This is a genomic window from Brevundimonas sp. GW460-12-10-14-LB2, assembly GCF_001636925.1.
GTDB classification, from domain to species: Bacteria; Pseudomonadota; Alphaproteobacteria; order Caulobacterales; family Caulobacteraceae; genus Brevundimonas; species Brevundimonas vesicularis.
Genome location: NZ_CP015511.1, coordinates 380,064 through 405,167, shown reverse-complemented (window position 1 = coordinate 405,167; position 25,104 = coordinate 380,064). Strand labels below are relative to the sequence as shown.

The following is a 25,104-nucleotide window of genomic DNA, read 5'->3' as shown; positions in this document are numbered from 1 at the left end:
GAACGTGATTTTGACGAGACATCGGTCTCAGAACCTTCCTGCTGGTCGCGCCCGTCGCTTATTGACGACGTAGGGCGACATCCCTCCCGACGTGAACTCACCCACCCTTCGATGGCATGATCACCTTTCAAGGATGCACAAGTTTTCATGAGCTGAAAAGCATTTTCTGTTAGCGCTACCACAATAGCGCCGCGACGATCCTTGGCTATTAGATGCCGACACAGGATCCGCGCCAAGCGGGCGACGGGGAAGAAGCATGAGCGACCAGCCAGAACCGGTGCGCCACATCGCCATCGTGGGCGGCGGAACGGCCGGTTGGATGGCCGCCGCCGCATTGGGCCGAGCTTTCACCCGCGCCCAGGGTCTGGCCTTAAGGATCACCCTGATCGAATCGGAATCCATCGGCACGGTGGGCGTGGGCGAGGCCACGATTCCGCCCATCCGACAGTTCGTCCAGACGATCGGGCTGTCCGAGGAGGATTTCATCCGCTCGACGGCCGCGACCGCCAAACTGGGCATCGCCTTCAAGGATTGGATTGCGCCGGGCTCGGAATATTTCCACGGCTTCGGCGACTATGGTCCGACCGTCGCAGGACAGGCCTGGCGGCAATATCTGTTTCGCCTGAAGGCCGCCGGTCGGATCGACGGCCTTGATCCCTGGTCCATGCCGACCGCCATGGCCCGAGCCGGCAAGTTCGCCCCGCCGGTCGAGGACAGCCGTTCGGTGCTGTCCCACTATTCATACGCCTATCAGTTCGACGCCGGCTTGTTTGCACGGCGGCTGAGAACGCTGGCGGAAAAGCTGGGCGTCGTCCGGCGCGAAGGGCGGATCACGGGTGTGGATCGCGACGGCGAGACCGGTCTGGTGCGAGCCGTGACGCTGGAAGACGGCGGCGAGGTCGAGGCGGACCTGTTCATCGACTGCTCGGGTTTTCGAGGCCTGTTGATCGAACAGACGATGCAGGCGGGATATGAGGAATGGACGCATTGGCTGCCGTGCGACCGCGCGGTCGCCGTGCCGTGCAGCTCGAGCCTGGCGCCCGAGCCCATCACCACGGCGCGTGCGCGAGAAGCCGGCTGGCAGTGGCGCATTCCCCTGCAGCACCGGGTCGGCAACGGCTATGTCTATTCCAGCGATCACGTGGACGATCAGACGGCGCTGGACGACCTGCTGGGCCAGATCGAGTCGGAGCCGTTGGCTGAGCCAAATCGGTTGAGGTTCGTCACCGGGCGGCGACGCGAGGCCTGGAAGGGCAATGTGGTGTCGCTGGGACTGGCGTCCGGCTTTGTCGAACCGCTGGAATCCACCAGCATCAACCTGATCCAGACCGGCATCGGGCGGTTGCTGGAGATGTTCCCCGACCGCAGCTTCGATCCGGCCCTGATCCGCGAATACAATCGACGCTCGGCCCAGGAGTTCGAGCGCATCCGCGACTTCATCATCCTGCACTATCATCTGGCCGGTCGCGCCGGCGCGATGTGGGACCGATGCCGCGAAACGGCGCCGCCCGATACGCTGATGGAAAAGATCGAACTGTTCCACGCGCGCGGGGAGGTCGGCCTGCTGGAGGACGAATCCTTCCGCGAAGACAGTTGGGCTGCTGTGTTCACCGGCTTGGGCACTTGGCCCAAACAGGCGTCGCCCCTGGTCTGTCTCGATGATCTGGAGACCGTGGATCGACAGGCGCGGCAGTTCGCGCAACTGATCGCACGGGCGGCCGCCGCCCTGCCCGACCACTCCACCACCTTCACCGGTTACGCACGATGATCCCTGCCCCACTGAAGCGTATTCTGATCGTCGGGGGGGGCACGGCCGGCTGGATGGCCGCCGCCGCGCTGGCGCACGTCACGCGCGGCACGGTGAAGATCGAACTGGTCGAGTCCGAGGTTATCGGCACGGTCGGCGTCGGCGAGGCGACGATTCCGCCGATCCTGCTGTTCAACCAGTTGCTGGGCATCGACGAGAACGAGTTCGTCCGCGCCACCCAAGCGACCTACAAGCTGGGCATCCAGTTCAACGACTGGTTCCAGAAGGGCCGAAGCTATTTCCACCCGTTCGGAACCTATGGCACGCGCATCGACGCCGCCTCCTTCCACCAATATTGGCTAAGGCTGAACAAGGCGGGGCTGGACGACGACCTGGACGCCTATTCCGTCACGACGATGGCGGCGCGCATGGGCCGGTTCACCCGGCCTGACACCGACCCGCGCGGCGCTGGCTCGCAGATGACCTACGCCTTCCATTTCGACGCCGGCCTGTACGCCAGGTTCCTGCGTCAGCGCGCCGAGTCGCAAGGCGTGGTGCGGCATGAGGGCAAGATCGCCGACGTGCGCCTGCGCGACGGCGACGGCTTCATTCAGTCGGTGCGGTTGGACGACGGCCGCGAGCTGGAGGCGGACTTCTTCATCGACTGTTCGGGTTTCCGCGGCCTGCTGATCGAAGGCGCGCTGAAGACAGGTTACGAGGACTGGACCCATTGGCTGCCGGCCGACCGTGCGGTGGCCATGCCCTGCACCCGGGTCGGCGATCCGACGCCCTATACCCAATCGACGGCCCTTGAGGCGGGATGGCGCTGGCGCATTCCGCTGCAGCACCGCACCGGCAACGGCTATGTCTATTGCAGCCCCTTCATCTCGGACGATGAGGCTCAAGCCAAGCTGCGCGCCTCCCTGGACGGCGAGGCGATGGCGGAACCCAACTTCCTGCGGTTCACCACCGGTCGCCGAAAGAGGACCTGGAACAAGAACTGCTTGGCCCTGGGCCTGGCGTCGGGCTTCCTGGAACCGCTGGAGTCCACCTCCATCCATCTGGTGCAGTCGGGCATATCCAAACTGCTGCTGCACTTCCCCGACACCGGCTTCGCCCAGGCCGATATCGACAACTACAACCGCATGATGCGGCTGGAGACCGAGCGCATCCGCGACTTCATCATCCTGCACTATCACGCCACGGCGCGCGACGACTCGCCCCTGTGGCGCCACGTGCGGGCCATGCCGATTCCCGAGACGCTAAAGCAGAAAATGGATCAGTTCCGCAGCCGGGGGCGCATCTTCCGCTATGAGGACGAGCTGTTTCAGGAGACGAGCTGGATCGCCGTGCTGCTCGGCCAGGGCGTCATCCCCGAGCGGCATGATCCGATCACGGAGACCATCCCTCTGGAGCAGGTCCAGCAATGGTTGCAGAAAATGAAGGCGATGATCCAGCAGGGCGTGGCGCGGATGCCGACCCACGAGGCCTTCATCGCCGCCAACTGCAAGGCGCCGCCGCTGCAATAAGGCGGCGACGCCTGGAGCGAAATTCTGGAGCCTGATTACGGCATCAGCGGAACCGCGAAGCGATCTCACCTCAACCGATCACGCTCTAAGGCCGTCAGTGATTGTCGCGCGGCAGGCCGATGGTGTCCACGATGCGGTGGTATTTGATCGCCGGCTCCAGGACGGCGCCGGTTTCCAGCTGACCGACCACGTCGCGCTGCATCTCCTGCCACGGGGTCTGGGAGGCGGGGTATTTGTAGCCGCCCGCCGCTTCGAACGCCTGGCGACGCTGGGCCAATTCCTCATCCGAAATCAGGATGTCGGCGCGGCCGGTGTTCAGGTCGATGCGGACCCGGTCGCCGGTCCTCAGCAGGGCGATGTTGCCGCCCGCCGCCGCTTCCGGCGACGCGTTCAGGATCGAGGGCGATCCGGAGGTGCCGGATTGGCGCCCGTCGCCGATGCAGGCCAGGGCGCTGACGCCCTTCTTGATCAGGTAGGCGGGGGGCCGCATGTTCACGACCTCGGCCGCGCCCGGATAGCCGATGGGGCCGGCGCCGCGCATGAACAGCAGGGTCTGTTCGGTGATGCCCAGGCTCTCGTCGTCGATACGGTGGTGATAATCCTCGGGTCCGTCGAACACGACGGCCGGGCCTTCGAAGGCGTTCAGGTCGTCGGGGTTGGACAGGTAGCGTTCGCGGAACTCAGGCGAGATCACGCTCAGCTTCATGATGGCCGAGTTGAACAGGTTGCCGGTGAAGACGACGAAGCCGGCGTCGGTCTTCATCGGGGCGTCGAAGGTCTTGATGACGTCGGGCAGGACGATCTCGGCGCCCTTGCAGTTCTCGCCGATGGACTTGCCGGTGACGGTCAGGGCGTCCTCGTGGATCAGCCCCTGTTTCATCAGTTCGGAGACGACGGCCGGCACGCCGCCGGCATGGAAATAGTCCTCGCCCAGATATTCGCCGGCGGGCTGCAGGTTGACCAGCAGCGGCACGTGGAGGCCTTCGGTCTGCCAGTCCTGCAACGGCACATCGACGTGGGCGTGGCGGGCCAGGGCCGTCAGGTGGATCGGGGCGTTGGTCGAGCCGCCGATGGCGGAGTTGACGACGATGGCGTTGTGGAAGGCTTCCCTGGTCAGGATGTCGGACGGCTTCAGATCCTCGCGCACCATCTCCACGATGCGCAGGCCGGTCTGATAGGCGACCTGGGCGCGTTCGCGGTACGGCGCCGGAATGGCGGCCGAGCCGGGCAGCGACATGCCCAGCGCCTCGGCCAGCGAGTTCATCGTCGTCGCCGTCCCCATGGTGTTGCAATAGCCGACCGACGGGGCGGACGAGGCCACCAGTTCGATGAAGCCGTCATAGTCGATCTCTCCGGCCGCCATCATCTGGCGCGCCTTCCAGATGATGGTGCCCGAACCCGTGCGCTCGCCCTTGTGCCAGCCGTTCAGCATCGGGCCGACGGACAGGGCGATGGCGGGGATGTCCACGGTGGCGGCGGCCATCAGGCAGGCGGGCGTGGTCTTGTCGCAGCCGATGGTCAGGACGACGCCATCCAACGGATAGCCGTACAGGCTCTCGACGAGACCCAGATAGGCCAGGTTGCGATCCAGACCGGCGGTCGGACGCTTGCCGGTTTCCTGGATCGGATGGACCGGAAACTCCATGGCGATGCCGCCCGCCTCGCGAATGCCCTCGCGCACACGCTCAGCCAGGACCAGGTGGTGGCGGTTGCACGGCGACAGGTCCGAGCCGGTCTGGGCGATGCCGATGATCGGCTTGTCCGACTGCAGTTCCCTGCGCGTCAGGCCGTAATTCAGATAGCGCTCAAGATACAGCGCCGTCATGTCCGGGTTCTCCGGATTGTCGAACCAGGCGCGGCTGCGGAGAGGCTTCTTGGGCTTTGAGGTATCGGTCATTCAGGTCCAGCCGCCATCGACGACATAGTGTTGATTGGTGATCGCCCCCGCCTCGTCCGAGCACATGAAGACGACGACGCGGGCGATGTCGTCCGGCACGAGCCGGCGCTTGAGGCACTGGTTGGCGTAGATGTCTTTTTCGGTTTCCGGCGTGACCCACAGCTCCAGTTGGCGCTCGGTCATGATCCAGCCGGGCGCGACGGCGTTCACACGAACGCCGAACGGGCCGAAGTCGCGCGCCAGCGAACGGGTCAGGCCGATGACGGCGGACTTGCAGGCCGTATAGGCGGCCATGCCCCCCTGGCCGATAACCCAGGAAGTCGAGCCCATATTGACGATCGCGCCCTTGCCCGTAGCCTTCATGTCCGGCAGCACGGCCTGGGCGGCGAAGAACTGGTGTTTCAGGTTCACAGCCATGCGGCCGTCCCAATAATCCTCAGTCACTTCCAGCGTGGCGTGACGCTCGTCGTGGGCGGCGTTGTTGACCAGGACGTCGATGGGACCAAAGGCGTCACGCACTGAGCCGATAGCGGCCTTCAGCGCCGGAATGTTGGTCAGGTCGCAGGCGACAAACAACGCGTCCTGCCCCAGTTCGGCCTGGAGCTTCGCCCCGCGTTCGGCGTCGATATCCAGAAACCCGACCCGCGCGCCCTGGGCGTGAAAGGCGCGAACGATGCTCTCGCCGATGCCGCCGGCGCCGCCGGTGACGACGACGGTCTTGCCCTTCAGGTCGGAGTAGATGGCAGCCATAGATGCGGGCCTCCCCAGGCCGGAGGGTCGTCTGCGCGGCCCAAGGCTCTTTTCACAAATGAAACTTGTTGCCGTCAACAAAAAATGGGCGGCATAGGGATCAAGCTTGGGAAACGGCGCCCATCTGCTCCGAAATCACCTCTGCGGCCCGCACCAGCATCGTCGCCGCCTCGTCCTTGGTGCAGATCATCGGCGCCTGTTCGATGAAAGGCGTAATCAAGGTGGCGATCACGCCGTCCGCCCCCATGATGGGCGCCACCAGATCGGTGACGCCTTTCACGAAGTCGCTGGCCCGCTCCACATAGGCGCCTTGGGTCATCGCTTCCGAACGGGCGGCGAACTCGTTCACCGCCTTTACTCCGAACAGGCCGACCAATATCTCCTTGAGATGCGCCCGTGCCCGTTCATTGGCCCGCGAATAGAACATCAAGCCCGAGGTGGCGTGCAGGATGCTGCGCCGATAACCGATCCGCACCGAATAGCCGAGGTCGCCGGGGCTCTCGATCCGGGCGATGACCACGATCTGATCGCCGGACGGCACAACAAGGTGGCACGACTGCATCGTCGCCGACGCCAGATCGCGCATGGCCGGCATGGCGACGTCGACCAGCGATTTGATCGGCGCCTGGGTCATGCCCAGCGTGAACAGGCGGTTGGTCAGACGATAGCCGTCCGAGGACTGTTCGATATAGCCGCGGAACTCCAGCACCTGGATCATGCGGAACAGTTCGCTGACGGAACGTCCCAAGGTGACGGACATCTGCGACGGCGTCATCGGCTCGCCTTGTGCCGACAGCAGTTCAAGAACGTCGAGGCCCTTCTCCAAGGCGGGCGCGCGATATTTGCGATCGTCGGCGGCGTCTTGGTCGGTCATGGGATTCCTGTCGCTTGGGCCCTACGTTGCCCTCGCCATCGTCGCGGAGGAAGCCGAGGCTTGGAACACGAAGGCTACATTACCGCAGGTAAAATACACAAGCGCATATAAAAAGTCCATTGCGGCTGACCGGGGGCTAACCTAGGCTTCGACTTAAGCCCGAACACGGGCGCATCGGGGGAATGTATTATGTCGCTCGCGGGTATGGATCTGGCGATTCTGGCGATCTACGCCATCTTCATCTTCGGCCTGGCCCAGTGGGTCTCGCGCAGCAAGGCGGGCGAGCAAAAGACCTCCACCGACTATTTCATGGCGTCCAGGAGCCTGCCCTGGTGGGCCATCGGCGCCTCCCTGATCGCGGCCAACATCTCGGCCGAACAGATCATCGGCATGAGCGGCTCGGGCTATGTGATCGGCCTGGGCATCGCGTCGTATGAATGGATGGCGGCGCTAACCCTGCTGATCGTGGGCAAGTTCTTCCTGCCGATCTTCCTGCGCAACGAGATCGTGACGATGCCGCAGTTCCTGCAGCAACGGTACGGGCCGACGATCCGCAATGTGATGGCCGTCTTTTGGCTGCTGCTCTACGTCTTCGTGAACGTGACCTCGATCCTGTGGCTGGGCGCCATCGCGGTGCACACCGTCACCGGCTTCAACCAGGACTACGCCATCGTCGCCATCGGTGTCTTCGCCCTGGCCTATCAGCTGTGGGGCGGGTTGAAGGCCGTGGCCCTGACAGACATCGTCCAAGTGGCCCTGCTGGTCTGTGGCGGGCTGATCATCGGCTTCATCGCCCTGTCGACGATCGGCGGCGCGGGCGGCGCGGCGGCGGGCTTCCATACCCTTATCACCCAGTTCCCGGACAAGTTCGACATGATCCTGTCCAAGGACAACCCCCACTATCAGGAGCTGCCGGGCATCGCCGTCCTGCTGGGCGGCCTGTGGGTCATGAACATCAGCTACTGGGGCTTCAACCAGTACATCATCCAGCGCGCCCTGGCCGCCAAGTCGCTGCCGGAAGCGCAGAAGGGCATCGCCTTCGCCGCCTATCTGAAACTGCTGATGCCGGTCATCGTGGTGCTGCCGGGCATGGCGGCGCTGATCCTGGCCCCCAATCTGTCGGCGCCGGACCAGGCCTATCCGACGATGATGAACCTGCTGCCGGTCGGACTGAAGGGTCTGGTCTTCGCCGCCCTGATCGCCGCCATCATCGCGTCCCTGGCCTCCAAGGTGAACTCGATCTCGACCATCTTCACCCTGGATCTCTACGCCAAGATCAAGAAGGACACGCCCGAACATCAGCTGGTCACGGTCGGCCGCATCGCCGCCGTCGCCGCCGTGATCATCGGCATCCTGACCGCCCGTCCGCTGCTGGGCGGCTTCGATCAGGCGTTCCAGTTCATCCAGGAGTTCACCGGCTTCTTCACACCCGGCATCGTGGTCATCTTCATGCTGGGCCTGTTCTGGAAGCGCGCGTCCGAAGCCGGCGCCCTGACCGCCGCCATCGGCTCGGTCGTGCTGTCGGCCATCTTCTGGTGGCTGCAGGAAACCGGCCAGTTCATCTTCCCCTTCATGAACCGGGTCAGCGTCGTCTTCGTCGTCTCGCTGATCGCAGCGGTGATCGTGTCCCTGCTGGTCCCGCCCAAGCCTGACGCCATGAAGATCAAGCTGGACAAGATCAGCTACAAGACCTCGCTGGGCTTCAACCTGGCGGCGGTCGGCGTGATCGCCTTCCTGATCCTGGTCTATACGATCTGGTGGTGAGGTGAGTTCAGCGACCGGACTGATCGGGGTCGATTGGGGCACCAGCAATCTTCGCGTCATGCGGATCGCCCAAGGCGGCGCGGTGCTGGACAGCCGCTCCGACCCGCGCGGCGCCGGCGGCCTTGCGCCGAACGAGTTCCACGGCGTGCTGACCGAGGTCGCGCGCGGCTGGCTGGACGACGGCATGCCCGTCCTGATCAGCGGCATGGCCGGGGCGCGGGGCCGGTGGCGTGAAATGGCCTATCTGCCCTGCCCCGCCGGCGTCGCCGACCTGGCGAGAGGCGTGGCCAGTCCCGAAGACGCGCCGCACGTCTCCATCGTGCCCGGGGTCGCCGTGTTCGAGGACAGCCGCCTTCAGGACGTGATCCGCGGTGAGGAGACCCAGGTCTTCGGCCTGGACGCACCCGACGATGCGGTGGTCGTCGCCCCCGGCACCCACAGCAAATGGATCCGCACCGCTGGCGGACGGATCACGGGCTTTCGGACTTTCATGACCGGCGAACTGTTCGCCGCTATTCGCAAGGGCACCATCCTGGGCGCCGAGATGGGCAAGCCGGGCGTGGACGACGAGGCCTTCGCCGCTGGTGTCCAGCGATCCCTGCGCGATCCCGCCGTCACCGCTGCCCTGTTTTCCGTGCGGGTCGAGGGTCTGGCCGGACGCCTTTCGCCCGCGTCCTCGGCCGACTATCTGTCGGGCCTGTTGATCGGGGCCGAGGTCGCGGCCCAGGCCGACGCCAACCACCGCCCCGTCATCCTGATCGGCGCCGAGGCCCTGAGCCCCCGCTATGCCGCCGCCCTGGCGCAGGGTGGTTTCCAAGACGTCCGCATCGCGGACGGCGCCGCCGCCACGGCCAAGGGTCTGTGGCGCATTCACGAGGCCGTATCCCGATGATCCCCGTCGCCATCGAAAGTCTGGACGCCCTGCCGCTGATCGCCATCCTGCGCGGCCTGAAACCGGATGAGGCGGTCGAGGTCGGCGAGGCCATCGTCGCCGCCGGTTTCCGCTGTCTGGAAGTGCCGCTGAACTCGCCCGAGCCGCTGGACAGCATCCGCCGTCTGCGCCAGGCCCTGGACGGCCGCGCCCTGGTCGGCGCCGGCACGGTGCTGAACGTCGCGGCGGCGCACGAGGTCGCGGACGCCGGCGGCCAGCTGATCATCTCGCCCAATACGAATGTCGACGTGATCCGCGAGACCAAGACCCTGGGCCTGCTGTCCCTGACCGGCTTCTTCACCCCGTCCGAGGCTTTCGCGGCCCTGGACGCCGGCGCCGACGCCCTGAAGCTCTTCCCCGCAGAGATCGCCGGACCCAAGGGCCTCAAAGCCGTCCGCGCCGTCCTGCCCGCCGCCACCCGGGTTTATCCCGTCGGCGGCGTGGATCCCGACAGCATGTCCGCCTGGCGCTCCGCGGGCGCCTCCGGTTTCGGCATCGGCTCGGCCGTGTTCAAGCCGGGGCAATCAGCTGAACAGGTCGCCCGTCAGGCGGCCGAATTTGTCGTGCGGTGGTGCGATTTAAAACCCACATCGTGCTGACTAACCGGTCCAGTTATCGAACAGGACCTTCATAAATCAGTTTCAAGTCGCGAAATCAGTTTTTAGATTTTCAGCGTTTTGGAGCGCCACATTCATTCTCCCCATCCCGAATGAAGCACTTGCCCAAGCGGCAAGGACTTCACCGACCGATCGTGATAAGCTCCACCTTGTGTTCAAAGCGCTGCCGGAAATGGTCCGTCGATTTGCCTTCGTCTGCACCCTGTTGCTGACGGTCGCCTTCGCCATGCCCGCGTTTGAAAGCCATGCCTGCGCGGTGGAAGCCTCAGGCGGCGTCCAGGTGGTCGAGCTGGTCGGCGGCGCTGATGATCAATGTCCAGACTGCGGCCCGGCGTGCGCCAACGGCTGCTGTCATGCGCCGCATTCCGCCATGTCCAGCGACCTGGCGACGCCGCGTTTCATCGCAGTCTTCGGCCAGCCTCAGGCGTGGAGCGACAGCGTCGCTTGCCCGCTCGGGCGGCCTGACGGTCCCGAGCGCCCACCGAGAGCCTGATCCTCGGCTGGACCTGTGGTCCGGCCCTTCCTGAGCCCTGCGCGTGGCGGAGACGTCGCGCGTCCTGAACTCTGGGCCCGGCCGTGCGCCGGGCGAGGATCGATCATGACCTTGAAGACATACTGGCTGATGACCGGCGCCGCCGTGGTCATCGCATTAGGCGCGGGCTTCGGCGCCGCGCGCATTCTGGACCGACCGCCAACCGAAGCCGAACATGCCGAGGCGGGCCACGCCGAAGACGAACCCGGCGAAGCGGCCTTCGTCGCACTGACGCCGCAGGAGGCCGCGCGAGCCGGGGTGTCGATCGTCGCCGTGCAGCGCGGCGGCGGCGCCGAACTGAAGCTGCCGGGCCGCGTCGCCTTTGCGCCCGGCGCCGAGGCTGCGGTCGATGCGCCGTTGGGCGGCGCCGTGGTGCGCGTCCACGTCGGCCTGGGCGATCGCGTGGCGGCCGGTTCGCCGCTGATCACCGTGCGCAGTCCGGACGGCGCCGCCTCAAGGGCGGACGCCGACGCGGCGGGCGCGACGGTCCAGGCCGCGCGCGCCGCCGAACGGCGCGATCGCACCCTGTTCGAACAGGGCTGGGTGTCACAGGCGCGCCTGGACGTCACCGCCGCCGAGACCCGTCGTGCGGAGGCGCAACACCGCGCCGCCCGCGCTCGTGTCGGCGCATTCGGCGCGCCCGGAGCGGACGGGCTGACGGTGGTGCGCAGCCCCATCGCGGGCGTCGTCACGCGTTTGAGCGCGTCACCGGGTCAGGTGTTGCACGAAGAGGCCTTGCAGGTCGCCGCCGTCGCCGATCCCGGCCGTGTCGAACTGGTGTTCGAGGCGCCGCCCGCCGCCGCTGCGATCCTGAAGGTCGGCGACAGGCTGGAAAGCACGGTCGCCGGATCGCGCGTCATGTCCGGCGTCGTCGTCGCCATCGCCCCGGCCAATGCCAACGGGGTCGTCGTGGTTCGCGCCCGTCCTGTTGGCGAGACGCCCCGGCGGGATCGGTCGTCTCCGCCCGCGTTTCCGCCGGCGCGGGCTCAGGAACGCCTGTCGTGCCGTTGGACGCGGTGCAGACCCTAGAGGGCGCGCCGTCCGTCTTCGTTCAGGAGGACGGCGGGTTCCGTGCACGCCCGGTCGTAACCGGACGAACCTCGGACGGCCGGATCGAGATCGCGTCCGGCCTGACCGGGACCGAGCGTATCGCGGGCGTCGGCGCCTTCCTGCTCAAGGCCGAACTGGCCAAGGGCGAAGCCGAGCACGGACATTGATCATGCTGAACCGGATCATCGACGCCTCCGTGCGTTTCCGCTGGCTGGTCGTAGGACTGGCCGTCGTCTTGGCCATTCTGGGAGGGCGCGAACTGCTGCATCTGCCCATCGACGCCGTACCCGACATCACCAATCGCCAGGTGCAGATCACGACGGTGGCGCCGGCGCTAGGACCCGAAGAGGTCGAACGCCAGGTCACCTTCCCGCTGGAGACAACGCTGGCGGGGCTGCCGGGCCTGACCGAGACCCGCTCCCTGTCGCGCCATGGCTTCTCGCAGATCACCGCCGTCTTCACTGACGCGACCGACATCTATTTCGCCCGCAATCTGGTCAACGAACGACTGCAGGCCGCGCGTGAGGATTTGCCAGAGGGGCTTTCTCCCTCGATGGGTCCGGTCGTGACCGGCCTGGGCGAAGTCTACATCTGGACGCTGAAACTGACCGGCCCTGCGGCGCGAACGGGCGCGGTCTATGTCACGCCCGAGGGCGAACGCCTCGTCACCGACCAGGAAAAGGCCACCTATCTGCGCACGGTTCAGGACTGGCTGGTCGCGCCCCAGCTGAAGACCGTGCCCGGCGTCGCCGGCGTCGATGTGCTGGGCGGCTATGTGAAGGAATATGCGGTCCATCCCGACCCCAGCCGACTGGCCGCCTATGGCGTCGGCCTGGTGCAACTGGTCGAGGCGCTGGAGCACGCCAACCGCATCGCTGGGGCCGGATACGTCAATCGTGCGGGCGAGGCCTATATCGTACGCGCCGACGCTCGGCTGAAGAGCCTGAACGACCTCGCCCAGACGCCGATCCTGAACCGGGGCGGCCAGGTGATCCGCGTGTCCGACGTGGCCACGGTCGAGATCGGCCGCGCGCCTCGTTTAGGATCCGCCAGCGCCGACGGCCGCGAGACGGTGGTCGGCACGGCCCTGATGCTTCAGGGGGAGAACTCGCGAGAGGTGGCGCACCGCGTCGGCGAACGGCTGAAGGCCATTGCGCCCAGCCTGCCGCCCGGCGTGGTCCTCAAGCCCGAACTGGACCGTACCGAACTGGTCGAGGCGACCATCCGCACGGTGGAGCACAATCTGTTGCTCGGCGCCCTGCTGGTCGTCGCCGTGCTGTTCTTCGCCCTGGGCAACGTTCGGGCGGCGATCATCACCGCCCTGGTCATTCCGCTCAGCTTCCTGTTCGCCGCCTCGGCGATGAACCGTTTCGGGATCAGCGCCAATCTGCTCAGCCTGGGCGCGCTGGATTTCGGCCTGATCGTCGACGGCGCCGTGGTGGTGATCGAGAACACCCTGCGCCGCCTGAGCCTGAAGCGGACGGAGACGGGTCGGCCTCTGAAGACCGCCGAACGGCTGTCGGTCGCCGCCGCCTCAGCGCGCGAAATGGCGCGACCCGCCGCCTTCGGCCAGGCGATTATCCTGCTGGTCTATGCACCCTTGCTGATGTTCGAGGGGGTCGAGGGCAAGATGTTCGGCCCGATGGCCGCCACCGTCATGCTGGCGCTCGCCGCCGCCTTCGTGCTCAGCTTCACCTTCGTGCCCGCCATGGCCGCCCTGTTGGTGCGCGAACCCAAGCTGGATCATGAGGAGACTCGGCTGACCCGCGCGGCCAAGGCGCGCTACCAGCCGCTTCTTGCACACGCCATCGCCCGACCACGGCGCGTTTTCGCCGGCGCGGGCGTCGCCTTGCTGGCCGGCGCCATCGCCTTACTGACATTGGGGCGGGAGTTCGTGCCGCAACTGGATGAGGGCGACGTCCTGGTCCAGGCCCTGCGCGTGCCCTCGACCTCTCTGGAACAGAGCCAGGCGATGCAGTTCCAGGTCGAGCGCGCGCTGAAGGCCATGCCCCAGGTCGATCGTGTCTTCACCCGCACCGGCACCGCAGAGGTCGCATCCGACCCCATGCCGCCGTCCATCTCGGACACCTTCGTCATCTTGAAAGATCGCCAAGACTGGCCCGATCCGCGACTGCCGAGAGCCGATCTTGTCGCGGAGATGGAGACGCGGCTCTCGACCTTGCTGGGCAACACCTATGAGTTCACCCAGCCCATCGAAATGCGATTCAACGAACTGATCGCGGGTGTGCGTTCGGACGTGGCGGTGATGGTCTATGGCGACGACTTCGCCGCGATGGAGCGCACGGCCCAGCAGGTCGCGGGCGTCCTGAACGGCATCCAGGGCGCGGCGGACGTGCGGGTCGAGCAGGTCTCGGGCCAACCGACCATCACCGCCAGCGTGGATCGCACGGTGGCGGCGGCGCAGGGGATCCATGCCTCTGACGCGGCGGACGCCCTGGCCATCGCCTTCGCCGGCCGTTCGGCCGGTCAGGTCAACGAGGGCGACCGGCGCTTCGATGTGGTCGTGCGGCTGGACGACGCCCTGCGCGCCGATCCGGCGGTCATGGAGCAGCTGCCGGTCATGCCCGAGAACGCCCAGTCCGGGGCGCCGACCGTGCCTCTGTCTTCTGTCGCACGTTTCGACGTCGGCGAGGGACCGAACCAGATCAGCCGCGCCGACGGCAAGCGCCGCATGATCGTTCAGGCCAATGTCCGCGGACGCGACCTGGGCGGCTTCGTCGCTGAGGCGCAAACCAAGGTCGCCGAACAGGTCCAGCCGCCGCCATCCGGCTGGATCGACTGGGGCGGTCAGTTCGAGAACCTGCAACGCGCCTCGGCCCGACTGGCGCTGATCGTGCCGATCGTCTTCCTGACCATCGGCCTGCTGCTCGTGCTGGCGCTGCGATCATGGAAGGACGCTGCCCTGGTGTTCGCAGGCGTGCCGCTGGCCCTGGTGGGCGGCGCGTTGGCGCTGGCGCTGCGCGGGATGCCGCTGTCGATCAGCGCAGCGGTCGGCTTCATCGCCGTCTCGGGCGTGGTGACGCTGAACGGCCTGGTGCTGATGCAGGCCATCCGCCAACGCCTGACCGAGGGCGATGCGCCGACCAAGGCGGCGCTTTACGGCGCCGTCAGCCGCCTGCGCGCCGTCCTGACCACGGCCCTGGTCGCCGTCCTCGGCTTCGTACCCATGGCGTTCGCCTCAGGCGCCGGCGCCGAGGTGCAAAAGCCCCTGGCCACGGTCGTCATCGGCGGCCTGACCACCGCGACGATCCTCACCCTGATCGTCCTGCCGGTGCTCGCGGCATGGCGCAAAGCGGATGCGGTCTGTGATGGGGTCTGACATGGAAATCGCGTCTGCCCTTACTAGCGACGATCCTGTCGGGCAGACGTTCGCCCCCCTTGCGAGCGCTTCATTCCCCGATCTCGGCGACCAAGGCCTTCAACGCCCGGGGGTTGAGCGTGGCCCACAGGATCAGGGCCGTCAGCAGGGGTGCGATCGAATAGGCCACATAGCGTCCGATGATCGCCACCTGCGCAAGCAAGCCGGGCAAAGGCGGTTGATCGGCGCGAACGCGGACGCCCAGCGATTCCGACGCCAGGTCCGGGCTCAGCATCGGGGCCAAGTCGCCCCAGACGGCCAGGACCAGAAAGAGGATGAAGACGAGGCACAGGACCGGAACGGCAATCGCCGCCATTCGCCAGACCCTCTCCACACGCGGCGGGGCGATCATGAAGGCGGCCAGAAGCGGAAAGCCCAGCATCATGCGGCGCAGCGCTTCCTGACTGAGCGGCAGGGTGATGGGACGGCCCGATTCGGTCAGATGCGTTCCGACCGCCCAGCCGCCGCCGGCCATCGGCTCGATCGCTCCGGTCAGGCCGAATAGGCGGAACACTCCCCCCGCAACTGGACGCAGCGCCGCGATGATCAGGTCAGCCCCCCAGATCCACCAGAGCGGTAGAAGAACGATTAGGGACAGGCCGGCCCACAGCGCGAAACGGCGACGCGCGGCGTCTTCGGGCGTGCGGGCGGCTGGACCCGACATCCGGCTCATGCCGCGACCGGCGTGGCGGCGGTCCGGTCGGAGGCCTCGCGCCGCACCTGCCACCGGGTCCAGAAGAAGAAGATCAGCAACCCCTCCAGGCCGATCATGGCGTCCCAAACATAGTGGTGAAAGAACTCGAAGACCTCCTGCGACCCGCGCGAGAGATACAACAGGCTGATGATGCGCAACAGGTTGATGGTCTGAAGGGCGACGATGCCCGCAGCCGCGCCGATCAGGCCGTATCGTAGCTTTCCAGGAAAGGCGATGATCGCGGCCGTCAGCAGGGCGCAGACCTCCACGGCGTTGCAGCCCGCCAGCACCTGCACGGCGCCCTTGCCGTCATCGAAGCGCAGAATGGCGCCGTCTGCGATCACCCGATCGTCGACCAGATCGATCAGCAGGGCGCAGACGTGCACCAGGCTGCGGGTGAAGGGGGCGACGAACAGGCGCTCGGCCCAGGGCGTGGCCAGAACGCTGAACAATGCCACGGTGATCAGCAGGAACAGACCCAGATACTGGATCGCCGGCGATTTCAGCATCGACGTGGCTCTCGGCATTGACGCGCTCCCTGCCCATGACGGTGCGGGCATTCTGGACCAGCCTAGGCGAACTGACGCCGACGCTGAAGGTGCAGCGCCGCCCCGCCCGCCAGCATCATGGCGAACAGGATCATCGCCCATTCAGTCATCGTGGGAACGGGCGCTGGTGCAGGAGGCGGCGCCACGTTCGCGATGCGCAACACCGTGGAGGTATTGAAGTCTCCCGCATACAGATCGGCGTTCTTGAACGCCAAGGAGTATATGCTCGCGCCTTGAACTCGGGCGACGAGCGTGGAAGCTCCGCCATTTGGCGGAAAGCGATAGATTTCGCCCGCGTTCGCACCTGAGAACAACCCGGAATAGATGTTGCCCTCTGCATCCTTTGTTAGGGCGTAATTGTCGCCGTCAGGCAGAACACCGAAGGTCGAGACCGTACTTCCCGCACACTGATAAATGCGGGCGTCCGACTCTGACACCGCCAAGGGATTGCCGGCGGCGCTGATGACGATGGTGAAAGTGCCTGTCGGCAAGGTGCAGACCGAGCTGGCAGCGCCCCCGCCGGACGGCGTACGGTAAATGGTTGCGGTATCGTATGTAGCGCCATACAGGCGGCCCGCGTCATCGAAAGCGAGGGCGTAGAGCCGACCTGCAAAACCCGTCGCATAGGCCGAGGCGTCGGCAGTCGTGGCGCCAGGCGCGTATCGATAGACCTCGCCGTTCTCGTTCGGGACATACAGAGCATCGTCAGGCCCGATTATGCCCCCCAGGCCAGAGCCCGGAGTGTTGATGACGACCAGAGTGGCGCTGCCCCCGCCCACTGGGACCCTCGATACTCTGTCGAATGCAGGTTCTGCGACGTAGAGTTGGCCGCTCCGATCGAAGGACAGCTTGAACGGATTGTTTGCCCCGGTCGCATAGGTGGTGACGGTCTGCGCCAAGGCGCTCGTCGGCCCAAGAAGGACGACGCCGGCGAGAAACGCGGCCTTGATGTGGGCCCGAAGCTTGAGGGCGAGGGTGCGGGTGCTGTTGGTCAAGGCGGTTTCCAGTCGGACAGTGTTGTCACCGACGCCCCGACAGACCGGGGGCGGGCTTAAGGCTTGCATTTTCAGGCGAGCCGGCGTCGGTATTGGAGGTACAGCGACGCACCGCCGCCCAGCATGGCGGCGAACAGGATCATCGCCCATTCGGACAGGGTCGGAACGGGGGCGACGCCCGGCGTCGCGGTCAAGCTGACATTGTCGTAGTTGGCCTGGGCGCCCGAACTGTTCGCCAGTCGCACGCTGAGGCGCTGACCGATCAGCGGGCCGGCAGCCGGCGCCGTCCACCGCACCGTGGCGGGCGCGAACTGTCCCGCGACAGGGTTGACGCTCTGGACGCCGACACGCGTACCACCAACGACACCGCCTTCTGTAACTGTGCCGCCGACCCAGAGTTCGAGACTGGGCGTAACGGCCGGATTGTCCGTGCGCCGCCCGAACTCGGCGGTCAGTTCATAGACCTCATTAGCCACTACGGCCTTGGTTGTCTGCTGGGCGAGGGCGTTGACGCCGTCGTTCGTATAGGCCCACTGATTGCCGTTCGGCGTCATCAACTCGGCGCGCTCGTAGCCAATGCCGAAAGGAAAGAGGCCGCTCAGACTGCCGGTCCAGTCGGGGATCGCGCCAACCGTGCTGCCCCCCGGCGCGATAGACGGATTCTCGAAACTCGGATTGGCGACGTAGTTCTGCGCGGTCGCGGGCGCCGCAAGCGCCAGACAGGCGACAGCGGAGACGCCTGCAAGGTTGAAGAGGCTGGCCATTGAATTTCCCCGAAGAGGCGCTCGGCCCTCCGCCGACGCCTTTATGACCGCCGGATGCCATGTGCATGGGGAACGAGGAACGCCTGTACGTCTCACGCCGGTGAGACGCATAGGGTTTGACAAAATCCTGCAAGATCAAGCGTCTTTACATCCGGCCGGTGAATTGCGCATCAAGGGGAATGGCTCGCGCTTTCCTTTCGTGATCCAGGAGTTCGCGTGCCCTACCCTCGTACGATCGCCTGGGATGTTTCCACCGCCACCCTGCCGGATGCGCTGGAACGCTATCTGATCGCCATGGCCGACATCTACGAGGTGTCGGGCATCAGCGATGAGGATCAGGCCAACTTCTACAATCATATGCGCAGCACCCTCAGCGCGGTCGGCGGGATCGGCACGGGGCGATCCGTGCAGCAAACCCTGAGCCGCGGCCCGGATCTGCTGAGGCGCTCTTCCGTCGATGGTCTGAACCTGGTCATCAACCGGACCGCGACGGTCGGCGAATATGACGGCCGAAGCGCCCAGGCCATGCCGGGCGCCCTGCAGATACGAGATTTCGGGCGGCTGTCCTCGACCAGGCTGGAGACGGTCGATTTGCTGGCGATCATGGTGCCGCGCAACCTGGCGCCGCCTCCCCTGCTGGGACCGGAGATGCACGGACGGATCCTGTCGCCCGACTTGCCCGGCGTCAGGCTGGTGAGGGGCCAGATGCAAATCCTGGCGCAGGAGGCGGCCGAATTAAGCGACGCCGCCCTCGACGCGGCGATCCAATCGCTGCTGCTGGTGATCGGCCGGGTCGCGGGCATTGAGACATCCATCGGCGCGCCGGAAATATCGACCATCCAGGGCACCGTGCGGCGTCTTGCGGTGGATTTCATCGAGACCCGGCTGGACGCCGGAGACGTCGCCTTCGGTTCGGCGGAAATCGCCGCCGCCGCAGGGGTGTCGCGCGCAACCCTGTATCGCTCTTTCGAGCGGGTCGGGGGCGTGAACCGCTTCGTTCAGGAGCGGCGCCTGCACCACGCCCGCCAGGCCTTGAGACAGCGGATCGACCTGAAGCCTTCCATCGCTGAAATCGCCTGGAGCTACGGCTTCACCTCCATCAGCCACTTCAATCGCCTGTTCCGCGAACGTTTCGGCTATCCCCCGTCCGAAGTGCCTCCGGCCGGCCCTCAGCCGCACATCGTGCTGTCGGACGGTCCGATCCGTCACGATCTGCTCAGCGACTGGCTTGCGGAGATCGGGTCCACCGACCCGATGTAGGCCGTTCGGGTCGACAAGACGTTGGCCTGCGCCGGTACGCCGCGCCTTCCCAGTCCTTCGGTATTGGGGTCGCCCACAAGTCCCGCGAGAGTGAAGCGACCGAAGTCTCTGGGGCGTGAGACGCTCAGGCGTTCTCAAACCTCGTCAAGCCTGCGAGCAGCCCCACAGGCGCGCGGTCATCAATGACGAGGCCCGCTGACAGACACGAGGGGCGACAGGTGAGCCGTCATCAAGAAAGAACCGCGCCAGTTCTGCTGCGGCTTCTGACCTGGGTCACGCGGAGGATCTTTGCCGAAATGCCCAGGATCAGGTGACAGGGACAGCCGGCCGGAAGCCTGATTTCGGGTTGCACCCTCGCTCCTGCGGACAGCGGCGTGGCGGTGCTGTCAGTCTAACGATAACTTGTCTCCACTTCAGTGCCGCCTAACGGTCTGATCGGCGATCGCATTTCCTGAAGCCGCTCTCGTTCAAGCGCCATCGCTTCCCTGCGGCAGTGACCCGCTAGGCCGTGTGGCTCTACTTTCGCTTCAGCCTAAGCCTTTGCGACGTTGAACAGCTAATGGCCGCACGCGGGATCGACGTCAGCTACGAGACGATCCGTTGCTTGACGATCAAGTTCGGACCTCAGATTGCAAGACGGCTGAAGAAGCTTCGCCCCCTTCCCTTCTCCCCGCTGACATCTCGACGAGGTCGTTTACTCGATCGGTGGGAAGCGCATGTGTCTCTGGCGCGCCGTGGATGATGAGGGCGAAGTGCTGGACGTCGGGGTTCAGCGACTAAGAGACCCCAATGCGGCTCTGAAGCTGCTCCGCCGACTGCTACGAAACCAGCCGGCGAACCTGAAAAGATCGTCACCGATGGCTTCACATCATACCAGGCGGCCTTGGGCCAACTCGGTCTGCGCCATCTGCATTCCCCCGGCCGACTGCGAGAAAACAATCGGGCTGGAAAACTCTCACCTGCAGATTCGACGACGAGAGCGGCAACACCAGCTCTTCAAATCTCAAGCCTCAGCCCTGCGCTTTCTCACAACCTACGCCGCGATCTACAACACCTTCTACACGCAACGACATCTTGTCACCCTTCCTACCCTTCGTCGCTTCCGCGCCGGAGCCCAGGCGGCATGAGCGGCAGCCGCCGCCTGAGATTTCATCGGGTTGTGACAGTTGCGGCCAGCCTCGATCAGGCTGACAGCGCTTGGCGGCTACCCTGGCAGCGCTTGTCAGCTTAAGATTTGATAATAAATTTTGCAAACTTTGCGACAGCAAAGATAACTATAGATACGACACAACATAGACCAAAGAAGAAGTATAAGCTAGCATCAAAGCCAGTATCAATACCCAACAAATTCATAGCCGTAGCCGCCACTATAATAGCACCAAATATAGCGGCAAGAAATAAAGACTGCCGGATCGTTCTGTTTAGAATCTTAACGCCAGTATTCTTGCTACTGCTCATGACACACACCCAATTTGTGGAGTTGCAAATGTAACTGACCTCTGATAGCCGCCAGCGCCATACGCTCCGAGTGCGCCTCGAGGGCCGATTGAAAAACCGTAGTTTGGGTTAGCACTAAATACTGAGGAAACCTCTACTCCACCTCCATCACCGGCACCCAATTGAAATACCCAATTCGATCCGTAGCTGACATTTGTCTGGGACGGCTGCCCTGACATACCAAGGGAGTAGTTTTCACCAGCACCAGCAAAGAGTCCAAATCCCCCCAAGAAGGTGATGGACGGTGTCAGGCTAAATTGAGTGCCGACGAAACTACCATCTAATACAGATTGCCAAGGGACAGAAACATTTCCGGTCAGAGCAACAGATCCACCTATTATGCCACCGAAGAGAGTAGCTGCGGGTCCCCGGCCCAAATTCAGCCTCGCACCCGCTGGACACTTCGAAGGCTCAGCAGGTGCCGGCGACGATGTTGCGCCTCCACTTCCCGCTCCCGAAGATCCGCCACTTGCCATCCCTGCAGCTCCATCATGCCCGCCCCCACCTAAGTACGGGCCAGAAGCGACCCCAGCTGAACAGTAAGCGCCACCACTTTGCTGGACCACAGTTCCCCCACCCGCTACACACTGAGCTTCCGTGACCCAATCGCCATGTCTCAATCGTGACAGGCCGAGAGGATCTGCGAAATTCATCGGATCCCCACCAACGTAGGCATATACATTCGCCCCAGCTCGGTAACCAATCGGATCAGCCTGCATGAAACGCCCCAACTGCGGCGCGTAGGCCCTGGCCCGGTAGTGATAAAGCTGAGCTTGGGGCAGCCACATCTGACCGGTGTACTGGAAGCGGCCGCTGTTGCCCGGGCCTGGCTGGCCGTACTCATCGTAGGTGTTGATGGTCAGGGCGTTGGCCGCGTCGTCCGTGATGGAGACGACCGAGCGACGCTCGTCCGCTAGCAGATAGCGACGGTCGTAGCCAGAGCCCTCATAGGCCGTAACCACATTGTCTAGACCCAAACCAGGGACGTAGCGGCGTAGTAGGCCGCCCGAGGTGTTGTATTCCCCCACCACCTGCTGGCCGTCGTAGAGGAACCGCGTCGAGCCCGACTGATACAGCCGGCCGCCGGGATCATAGGACAGGCCCGTCGTTGCGCCGCCCACCGTCGCCGAAGTCAGCTCATTGGAGCCGTTGTAACCATAGCTGCCGAGGCCCGGGACGCCGATGATGTTCTGACGACCATCGTAGCCGATGCCGGCGCCATTTACGCTGGTCACCTGATTCTTGCCGTTGTTGGCGTAGGCCGTATTCCCGACCCCCGGCTGATAAGCATATGCGTTGTTCGACAGAGTGCGTGTCACGATCTGACCCGCCGGATTGTAGGCCAGATTCAGGCCGAAGTCGCCCGCCGTCCCCGCCGCGTCATGGCTCAACGCCGACAGACGCCCGGCCGCATCGTAGCTCCAATAGGTCGTCGCGCCGTTACCGCGGCTCTGGGCGATAGGGCGACCCAGATTATCATAGGCCCAAGCCGACAGTCGCCAGTCCGTCGCGCCGTTCTCGCGAATGCCGGTCAGTTCGTTCGCGTAGTCATAGTCATAGGCGGCCCAGAACCCGTCGGGCCAATGAATGGAAGTGCGCCGGCCCGCTTGGTCGTAGCCGTAGCTCATGGTCCCGACGCCGGCCTGGGCCTGAGAGATCAGGCGATTCAAGGCATCGTAAATGTTGTAGAACGATGCTCCACCGCCGGCGAAGTTCATCGCCTTCAGACGGTTGAGGTTGTCGTAGCTGATCGTGCGCGCCGCGATCGCCGCTCCGCCCATCCCAACCTGTCGGTTGAGCGCGTCATAGCTGTAATCGATGATCTCTCCCGCGCGGTTGCGATGGCCGATCACGTTGGAGTTGGCGTCGTAACCGTATTGCTCGAGGTCCGTCGCTGAAGATGTCCCCGCACCCGTGGCAGCATCGGGATAGTTCAGTTGCACCAACCGATCGAAGCCGTCGTAGACCATGGTCGAGACATTCCCCGCGCCGTCCTTCAGCGTCAGCGGCTTGCCATTCGCGGTGTAGGTTGCCTCTTTTGTGATAGAGCTTCCCGTGCCGTAGCCCGAGGTCGATTTGGTCAGCTGGCTGGCGACGTTGTAGTCGTATTTGGTGATGCGGTCCGGGCCGTAAGCACCTTGCGCGCCCAGATCGCACGCCGAGCCCGGCAAGCTGTCGAAGGCGGCCGGGTTCATCCGCGTCGCCACGCAGTTCTGCCGACCGGCGGCGTCGTAGCCGATGTGAGTTACCGCATGGGCGGCACCACCGCCGCGTAACGCAGTGATCACCGGACGACCATAGGCGTCATAAGTCGTTAGTTGTTGCTGCAGGCTGTTGAACCCATTCCAATCCGTGTCGGACAGGCCGTTTACAATGCCCTGCTCGACTTGGGTCGGTCGGCTGCCGGCGTCGTAGGTCACGCGCTGGGCGCGACGCAGCAGAGTTCCTGACGGACCATCTGGATCTGGACCGATCACGCCCACGGGGCGGCGCGCGGTGTCGTAGCGGTAATAGGTGGTGTCCTCAGTTCCCGGCAGGGGGCCGTCGACCAAGGCCACGTCGCCATTGGGGGTGTATGCGGTGGTGACCGAAGCGCTCAGCGTTCCCGCCCCGTCGCCCTGCGTCACCACGGTCGGCAGCAGATTGTTGGCCACGCCTGGCGTGCCGTACTGGACCGTCTGGCGCACTTCATCGACCGTGCCCACGCACGCCGGCGTAGCGTTGGTCGCGCATTGCGACACCGATACCGGCAGGGTGATTGACGCCGGCGAGGCGACGATCGTTCCGTAGTTGTCCTTGTAATAGGCCGTTTGAGCCGCATAAGCGATGCGGGTCTGCGGGCGCACTGCGCCCGGCGTCGGCGCCGGCAGGGTCATGCTCTCCAGCCCACCGTGCGTGCCGTTCCAGGCGTAATCCGTCACCGCGCCGCGCGCATCTGTGGTCGAGGTCGGTTTGTTGCACGTAAGTGGGTTGGAACACGACGCCGGGAAACTCGCCGTCGTCGTCAAGTTGCTCAGCCCTGAGTTCGGCTTCGGCACATAGGTCGTCTGGGTGACGTTGCCTCGGGGATCGTAGGTCAGCTCCGCATAGTCACCTTCCGGCTGCGTCACCCGCTGCAAACGGCGCTGACTGTCGTAGGTGTACGATGTCGTCTGATTGAGAGCGTTCTTCACAGAGGTCGCGCGACCGATGGTCAGGTCCGACGTGACCGTGATCTGCTGACCCAGCGGGCCAGATGACACGAGCGTTCGAGTCACACCTGCATCAGAGAGGCTATATGTCCAGGTGCCGGACGCATCGGTAAGGCTGGCCACCCAGAGGGTTGATCCAGCGCCATCATATGTAACGGCGACATCTTCTGCCACACCACCGGGATAGTCGATGCTGGTTACATGAGCGCCAAATCGCCGGTAGGTCGTCGCCCTTCCACTTTGATCCGTGTCGACATCGTAGATGTCGTTTGGATTATAGACTGATTGGTGCGTGACAGATGGCCAGACCTGAGAATATAGGCATGTCGCAGCAAGGCCATCACAAGGGTCCACAGCGATATTAAGCGCTGTTACTTTCTTCACGACTCCCCAGTTCAGCTCATCCGCAAAATCGTTGGACTCGTAATCATAGTGGACCATATAGCCGGCATTGTTCTGATACGACTGTATGCGACCTGATATTTGCTCGAAGCATCCCGCCGTTCTTCCGTACAGCTCGGGATCTTCGCCGCCACCAACTTCAACGCATTTCTTTTCGACCTTGTAGTTATAGTTGGTAACAAGACCGGCCGGTGTCGTTTTGCGCGTAACGACACCATCTGGAAGATGCCCAACACCCTTCCTTTCCATTAGGAATATGGTTCCATCACCGCGAGTGTAAGTGAAGTTTTCGGCGCCCCAATCAAACACTAGCGTCGATGCCGTGTCTGATTTTGGCGCAAACGTTAGCGTCCCGGTTGAAGTAAAAACTTCTGTCACACCCTCGATCGAGACGACACAATCAACTCCAATCCCACAGCTGGTAATACCGCCAACAGCAGGATCCCACCAGATTCCGTTGTCTAGCAGCATACGACTATAAGAAAGCCCAGTATCCGCCGGCCCGATCTGTGTCTTGCCCCTCACAGGCATCCAAGCCCCTGAAATCAAGTCCACGCCACGCGGATCAAGCGTATAATGCTCCGGGGGTGTAGGCTGCTGCTGTGCCCAAACGGGGGTGGCGACGAGAGCGCTGCTGAGGAGTAGCGCGGCCTTAAGTGCGATCTTCATTTGATTTCCCACGC

General features: G+C 64.5%; 18 protein-coding genes and 1 pseudogene. 11 read left to right on the top strand and 8 right to left on the bottom strand.

Annotated features, from left to right (window positions below):
• Window positions 1-256 precede the first annotated feature (256 nt).
• Together A4249_RS02000 and A4249_RS01995 are read left to right on the top strand one after the other, a co-directional pair.
• Complete coding sequence (locus A4249_RS02000; protein ID WP_066550524.1) at window positions 257-1,768, top strand: tryptophan halogenase family protein; 1,512 nt, start codon at window positions 257-259, stop codon at window positions 1,766-1,768.
• On the top strand, window positions 1,765-3,276 hold the full coding sequence (locus A4249_RS01995) for a tryptophan halogenase family protein (protein ID WP_066550522.1): 1,512 nt from the start codon (window positions 1,765-1,767) through the stop codon (window positions 3,274-3,276). Before A4249_RS02000 ends, A4249_RS01995 begins: the two co-directional genes overlap by 4 nt.
• A gap of 94 nt (window positions 3,277-3,370) precedes the next feature.
• Here A4249_RS01995 and A4249_RS01990 read toward each other — a convergent pair whose 3' ends face one another.
• From A4249_RS01990 to A4249_RS01980, 3 genes are all read right to left on the bottom strand, one after another.
• The gene (locus A4249_RS01990) at window positions 3,371-5,173 is read right to left on the bottom strand and encodes an IlvD/Edd family dehydratase (protein WP_066550520.1); all 1,803 of its coding nucleotides are present in this window, start codon (window positions 5,171-5,173) and stop codon (window positions 3,371-3,373) included.
• Window positions 5,174-5,923: an SDR family NAD(P)-dependent oxidoreductase gene (locus A4249_RS01985; RefSeq protein ID WP_066550517.1), complete on the bottom strand. Its 750-nt coding sequence runs from the start codon at window positions 5,921-5,923 to the stop codon at window positions 5,174-5,176.
• A 100-nt stretch (window positions 5,924-6,023) separates the two neighbouring features.
• Window positions 6,024-6,797, bottom strand: a complete 774-nt coding sequence (locus A4249_RS01980; RefSeq protein WP_066550514.1) for an IclR family transcriptional regulator — start codon at window positions 6,795-6,797, stop codon at window positions 6,024-6,026.
• A gap of 189 nt (window positions 6,798-6,986) precedes the next feature.
• Here A4249_RS01980 and A4249_RS01975 point away from each other — a divergent pair, with 189 nt between their 5' ends.
• From A4249_RS01975 to A4249_RS01950, 7 genes are all read left to right on the top strand, one after another.
• Window positions 6,987-8,561 (top strand): sodium/sugar symporter, encoded by a 1,575-nt coding sequence (locus A4249_RS01975; RefSeq protein WP_082854018.1) that lies wholly within the window; start codon window positions 6,987-6,989, stop codon window positions 8,559-8,561.
• Between the two features lies 1 nt (window position 8,562).
• A complete protein-coding gene (locus A4249_RS01970; RefSeq protein WP_082854017.1) occupies window positions 8,563-9,453 on the top strand; it encodes a 2-dehydro-3-deoxygalactonokinase in 891 nt (296 codons plus the stop codon).
• A complete protein-coding gene (locus A4249_RS01965; protein WP_066550508.1) occupies window positions 9,450-10,091 on the top strand; it encodes a 2-dehydro-3-deoxy-6-phosphogalactonate aldolase in 642 nt (213 codons plus the stop codon). The genes A4249_RS01970 and A4249_RS01965 overlap by 4 nt, the downstream gene beginning before the upstream one ends.
• 190 nt (window positions 10,092-10,281) lie before the next feature.
• On the top strand, window positions 10,282-10,602 hold the full coding sequence (locus A4249_RS01960; RefSeq protein ID WP_156494611.1) for a hypothetical protein: 321 nt from the start codon (window positions 10,282-10,284) through the stop codon (window positions 10,600-10,602).
• Between the two features lie 105 nt (window positions 10,603-10,707).
• On the top strand, window positions 10,708-11,670 hold the full coding sequence (locus A4249_RS01955; protein ID WP_231868748.1) for an efflux RND transporter periplasmic adaptor subunit: 963 nt from the start codon (window positions 10,708-10,710) through the stop codon (window positions 11,668-11,670).
• Window positions 11,643-11,858: a hypothetical protein gene (locus tag A4249_RS16860; protein ID WP_231868747.1), complete on the top strand. Its 216-nt coding sequence runs from the start codon at window positions 11,643-11,645 to the stop codon at window positions 11,856-11,858. The genes A4249_RS01955 and A4249_RS16860 overlap by 28 nt, the downstream gene beginning before the upstream one ends.
• A gap of 2 nt (window positions 11,859-11,860) precedes the next feature.
• A complete protein-coding gene (locus A4249_RS01950; RefSeq protein WP_066550499.1) occupies window positions 11,861-15,031 on the top strand; it encodes an efflux RND transporter permease subunit in 3,171 nt (1,056 codons plus the stop codon).
• A 70-nt stretch (window positions 15,032-15,101) separates the two neighbouring features.
• On the opposite strand, the gene A4249_RS01945 is transcribed toward A4249_RS01950, so the two are convergent.
• From A4249_RS01945 to A4249_RS01930, 4 genes are all read right to left on the bottom strand, one after another.
• A complete protein-coding gene (locus tag A4249_RS01945; RefSeq protein ID WP_066550497.1) occupies window positions 15,102-15,734 on the bottom strand; it encodes an exosortase H-associated membrane protein in 633 nt (210 codons plus the stop codon).
• 5 nt (window positions 15,735-15,739) lie between these two features.
• The gene (gene xrtH / locus A4249_RS01940) at window positions 15,740-16,291 is read right to left on the bottom strand and encodes an exosortase H (protein ID WP_197458440.1); all 552 of its coding nucleotides are present in this window, start codon (window positions 16,289-16,291) and stop codon (window positions 15,740-15,742) included.
• A gap of 44 nt (window positions 16,292-16,335) precedes the next feature.
• Window positions 16,336-17,307, bottom strand: a complete 972-nt coding sequence (locus A4249_RS01935) for an SMP-30/gluconolactonase/LRE family protein (protein ID WP_197458439.1) — start codon at window positions 17,305-17,307, stop codon at window positions 16,336-16,338.
• A 71-nt stretch (window positions 17,308-17,378) separates the two neighbouring features.
• Entirely contained in the window at window positions 17,379-18,071 is a 693-nt protein-coding gene (locus A4249_RS01930) for an IPTL-CTERM sorting domain-containing protein (RefSeq protein ID WP_066550486.1), read from the bottom strand.
• A 216-nt stretch (window positions 18,072-18,287) separates the two neighbouring features.
• Here A4249_RS01930 and A4249_RS01925 point away from each other — a divergent pair, with 216 nt between their 5' ends.
• Both A4249_RS01925 and A4249_RS16205 read left to right on the top strand, forming a co-directional pair.
• Entirely contained in the window at window positions 18,288-19,331 is a 1,044-nt protein-coding gene (locus A4249_RS01925) for a helix-turn-helix transcriptional regulator (RefSeq protein ID WP_066550484.1), read from the top strand.
• A gap of 508 nt (window positions 19,332-19,839) precedes the next feature.
• Window positions 19,840-20,458: pseudogene (locus A4249_RS16205) on the top strand (IS6 family transposase).
• A 327-nt stretch (window positions 20,459-20,785) separates the two neighbouring features.
• Here A4249_RS16205 and A4249_RS01920 read toward each other — a convergent pair.
• A complete protein-coding gene (locus A4249_RS01920) occupies window positions 20,786-25,090 on the bottom strand; it encodes an RHS repeat domain-containing protein (RefSeq protein ID WP_082854014.1) in 4,305 nt (1,434 codons plus the stop codon).
• Window positions 25,091-25,104 lie beyond the last annotated feature (14 nt).

What these genes read in the sequence shown, in the direction of transcription:
- A4249_RS02000 (WP_066550524.1), top strand. Translation starts at nt 257, where the DNA reads ATGAGCGACCAGCCAGAACCGGTGCGCCACATCGCCATCGTGGGCGGC.
- A4249_RS01995 (WP_066550522.1), top strand. Translation starts at nt 1,765, where the DNA reads ATGATCCCTGCCCCACTGAAGCGTATTCTGATCGTCGGGGGGGGCACG.
- A4249_RS01990 (WP_066550520.1), bottom strand. Translation starts at nt 5,173, where the DNA reads ATGACCGATACCTCAAAGCCCAAGAAGCCTCTCCGCAGCCGCGCCTGG.
- A4249_RS01985 (WP_066550517.1), bottom strand. Translation starts at nt 5,923, where the DNA reads ATGGCTGCCATCTACTCCGACCTGAAGGGCAAGACCGTCGTCGTCACC.
- A4249_RS01980 (WP_066550514.1), bottom strand. Translation starts at nt 6,797, where the DNA reads ATGACCGACCAAGACGCCGCCGACGATCGCAAATATCGCGCGCCCGCC.
- A4249_RS01975 (WP_082854018.1), top strand. Translation starts at nt 6,987, where the DNA reads ATGTCGCTCGCGGGTATGGATCTGGCGATTCTGGCGATCTACGCCATC.
- A4249_RS01965 (WP_066550508.1), top strand. Translation starts at nt 9,450, where the DNA reads ATGATCCCCGTCGCCATCGAAAGTCTGGACGCCCTGCCGCTGATCGCC.
- A4249_RS01960 (WP_156494611.1), top strand. Translation starts at nt 10,282, where the DNA reads ATGGTCCGTCGATTTGCCTTCGTCTGCACCCTGTTGCTGACGGTCGCC.
- A4249_RS01955 (WP_231868748.1), top strand. Translation starts at nt 10,708, where the DNA reads ATGACCTTGAAGACATACTGGCTGATGACCGGCGCCGCCGTGGTCATC.
- A4249_RS01950 (WP_066550499.1), top strand. Translation starts at nt 11,861, where the DNA reads ATGCTGAACCGGATCATCGACGCCTCCGTGCGTTTCCGCTGGCTGGTC.
- A4249_RS01945 (WP_066550497.1), bottom strand. Translation starts at nt 15,734, where the DNA reads ATGTCGGGTCCAGCCGCCCGCACGCCCGAAGACGCCGCGCGTCGCCGT.
- xrtH (WP_197458440.1), bottom strand. Translation starts at nt 16,291, where the DNA reads ATGCCGAGAGCCACGTCGATGCTGAAATCGCCGGCGATCCAGTATCTG.
- A4249_RS01930 (WP_066550486.1), bottom strand. Translation starts at nt 18,071, where the DNA reads ATGGCCAGCCTCTTCAACCTTGCAGGCGTCTCCGCTGTCGCCTGTCTG.
- A4249_RS01920 (WP_082854014.1), bottom strand. Translation starts at nt 25,090, where the DNA reads ATGAAGATCGCACTTAAGGCCGCGCTACTCCTCAGCAGCGCTCTCGTC.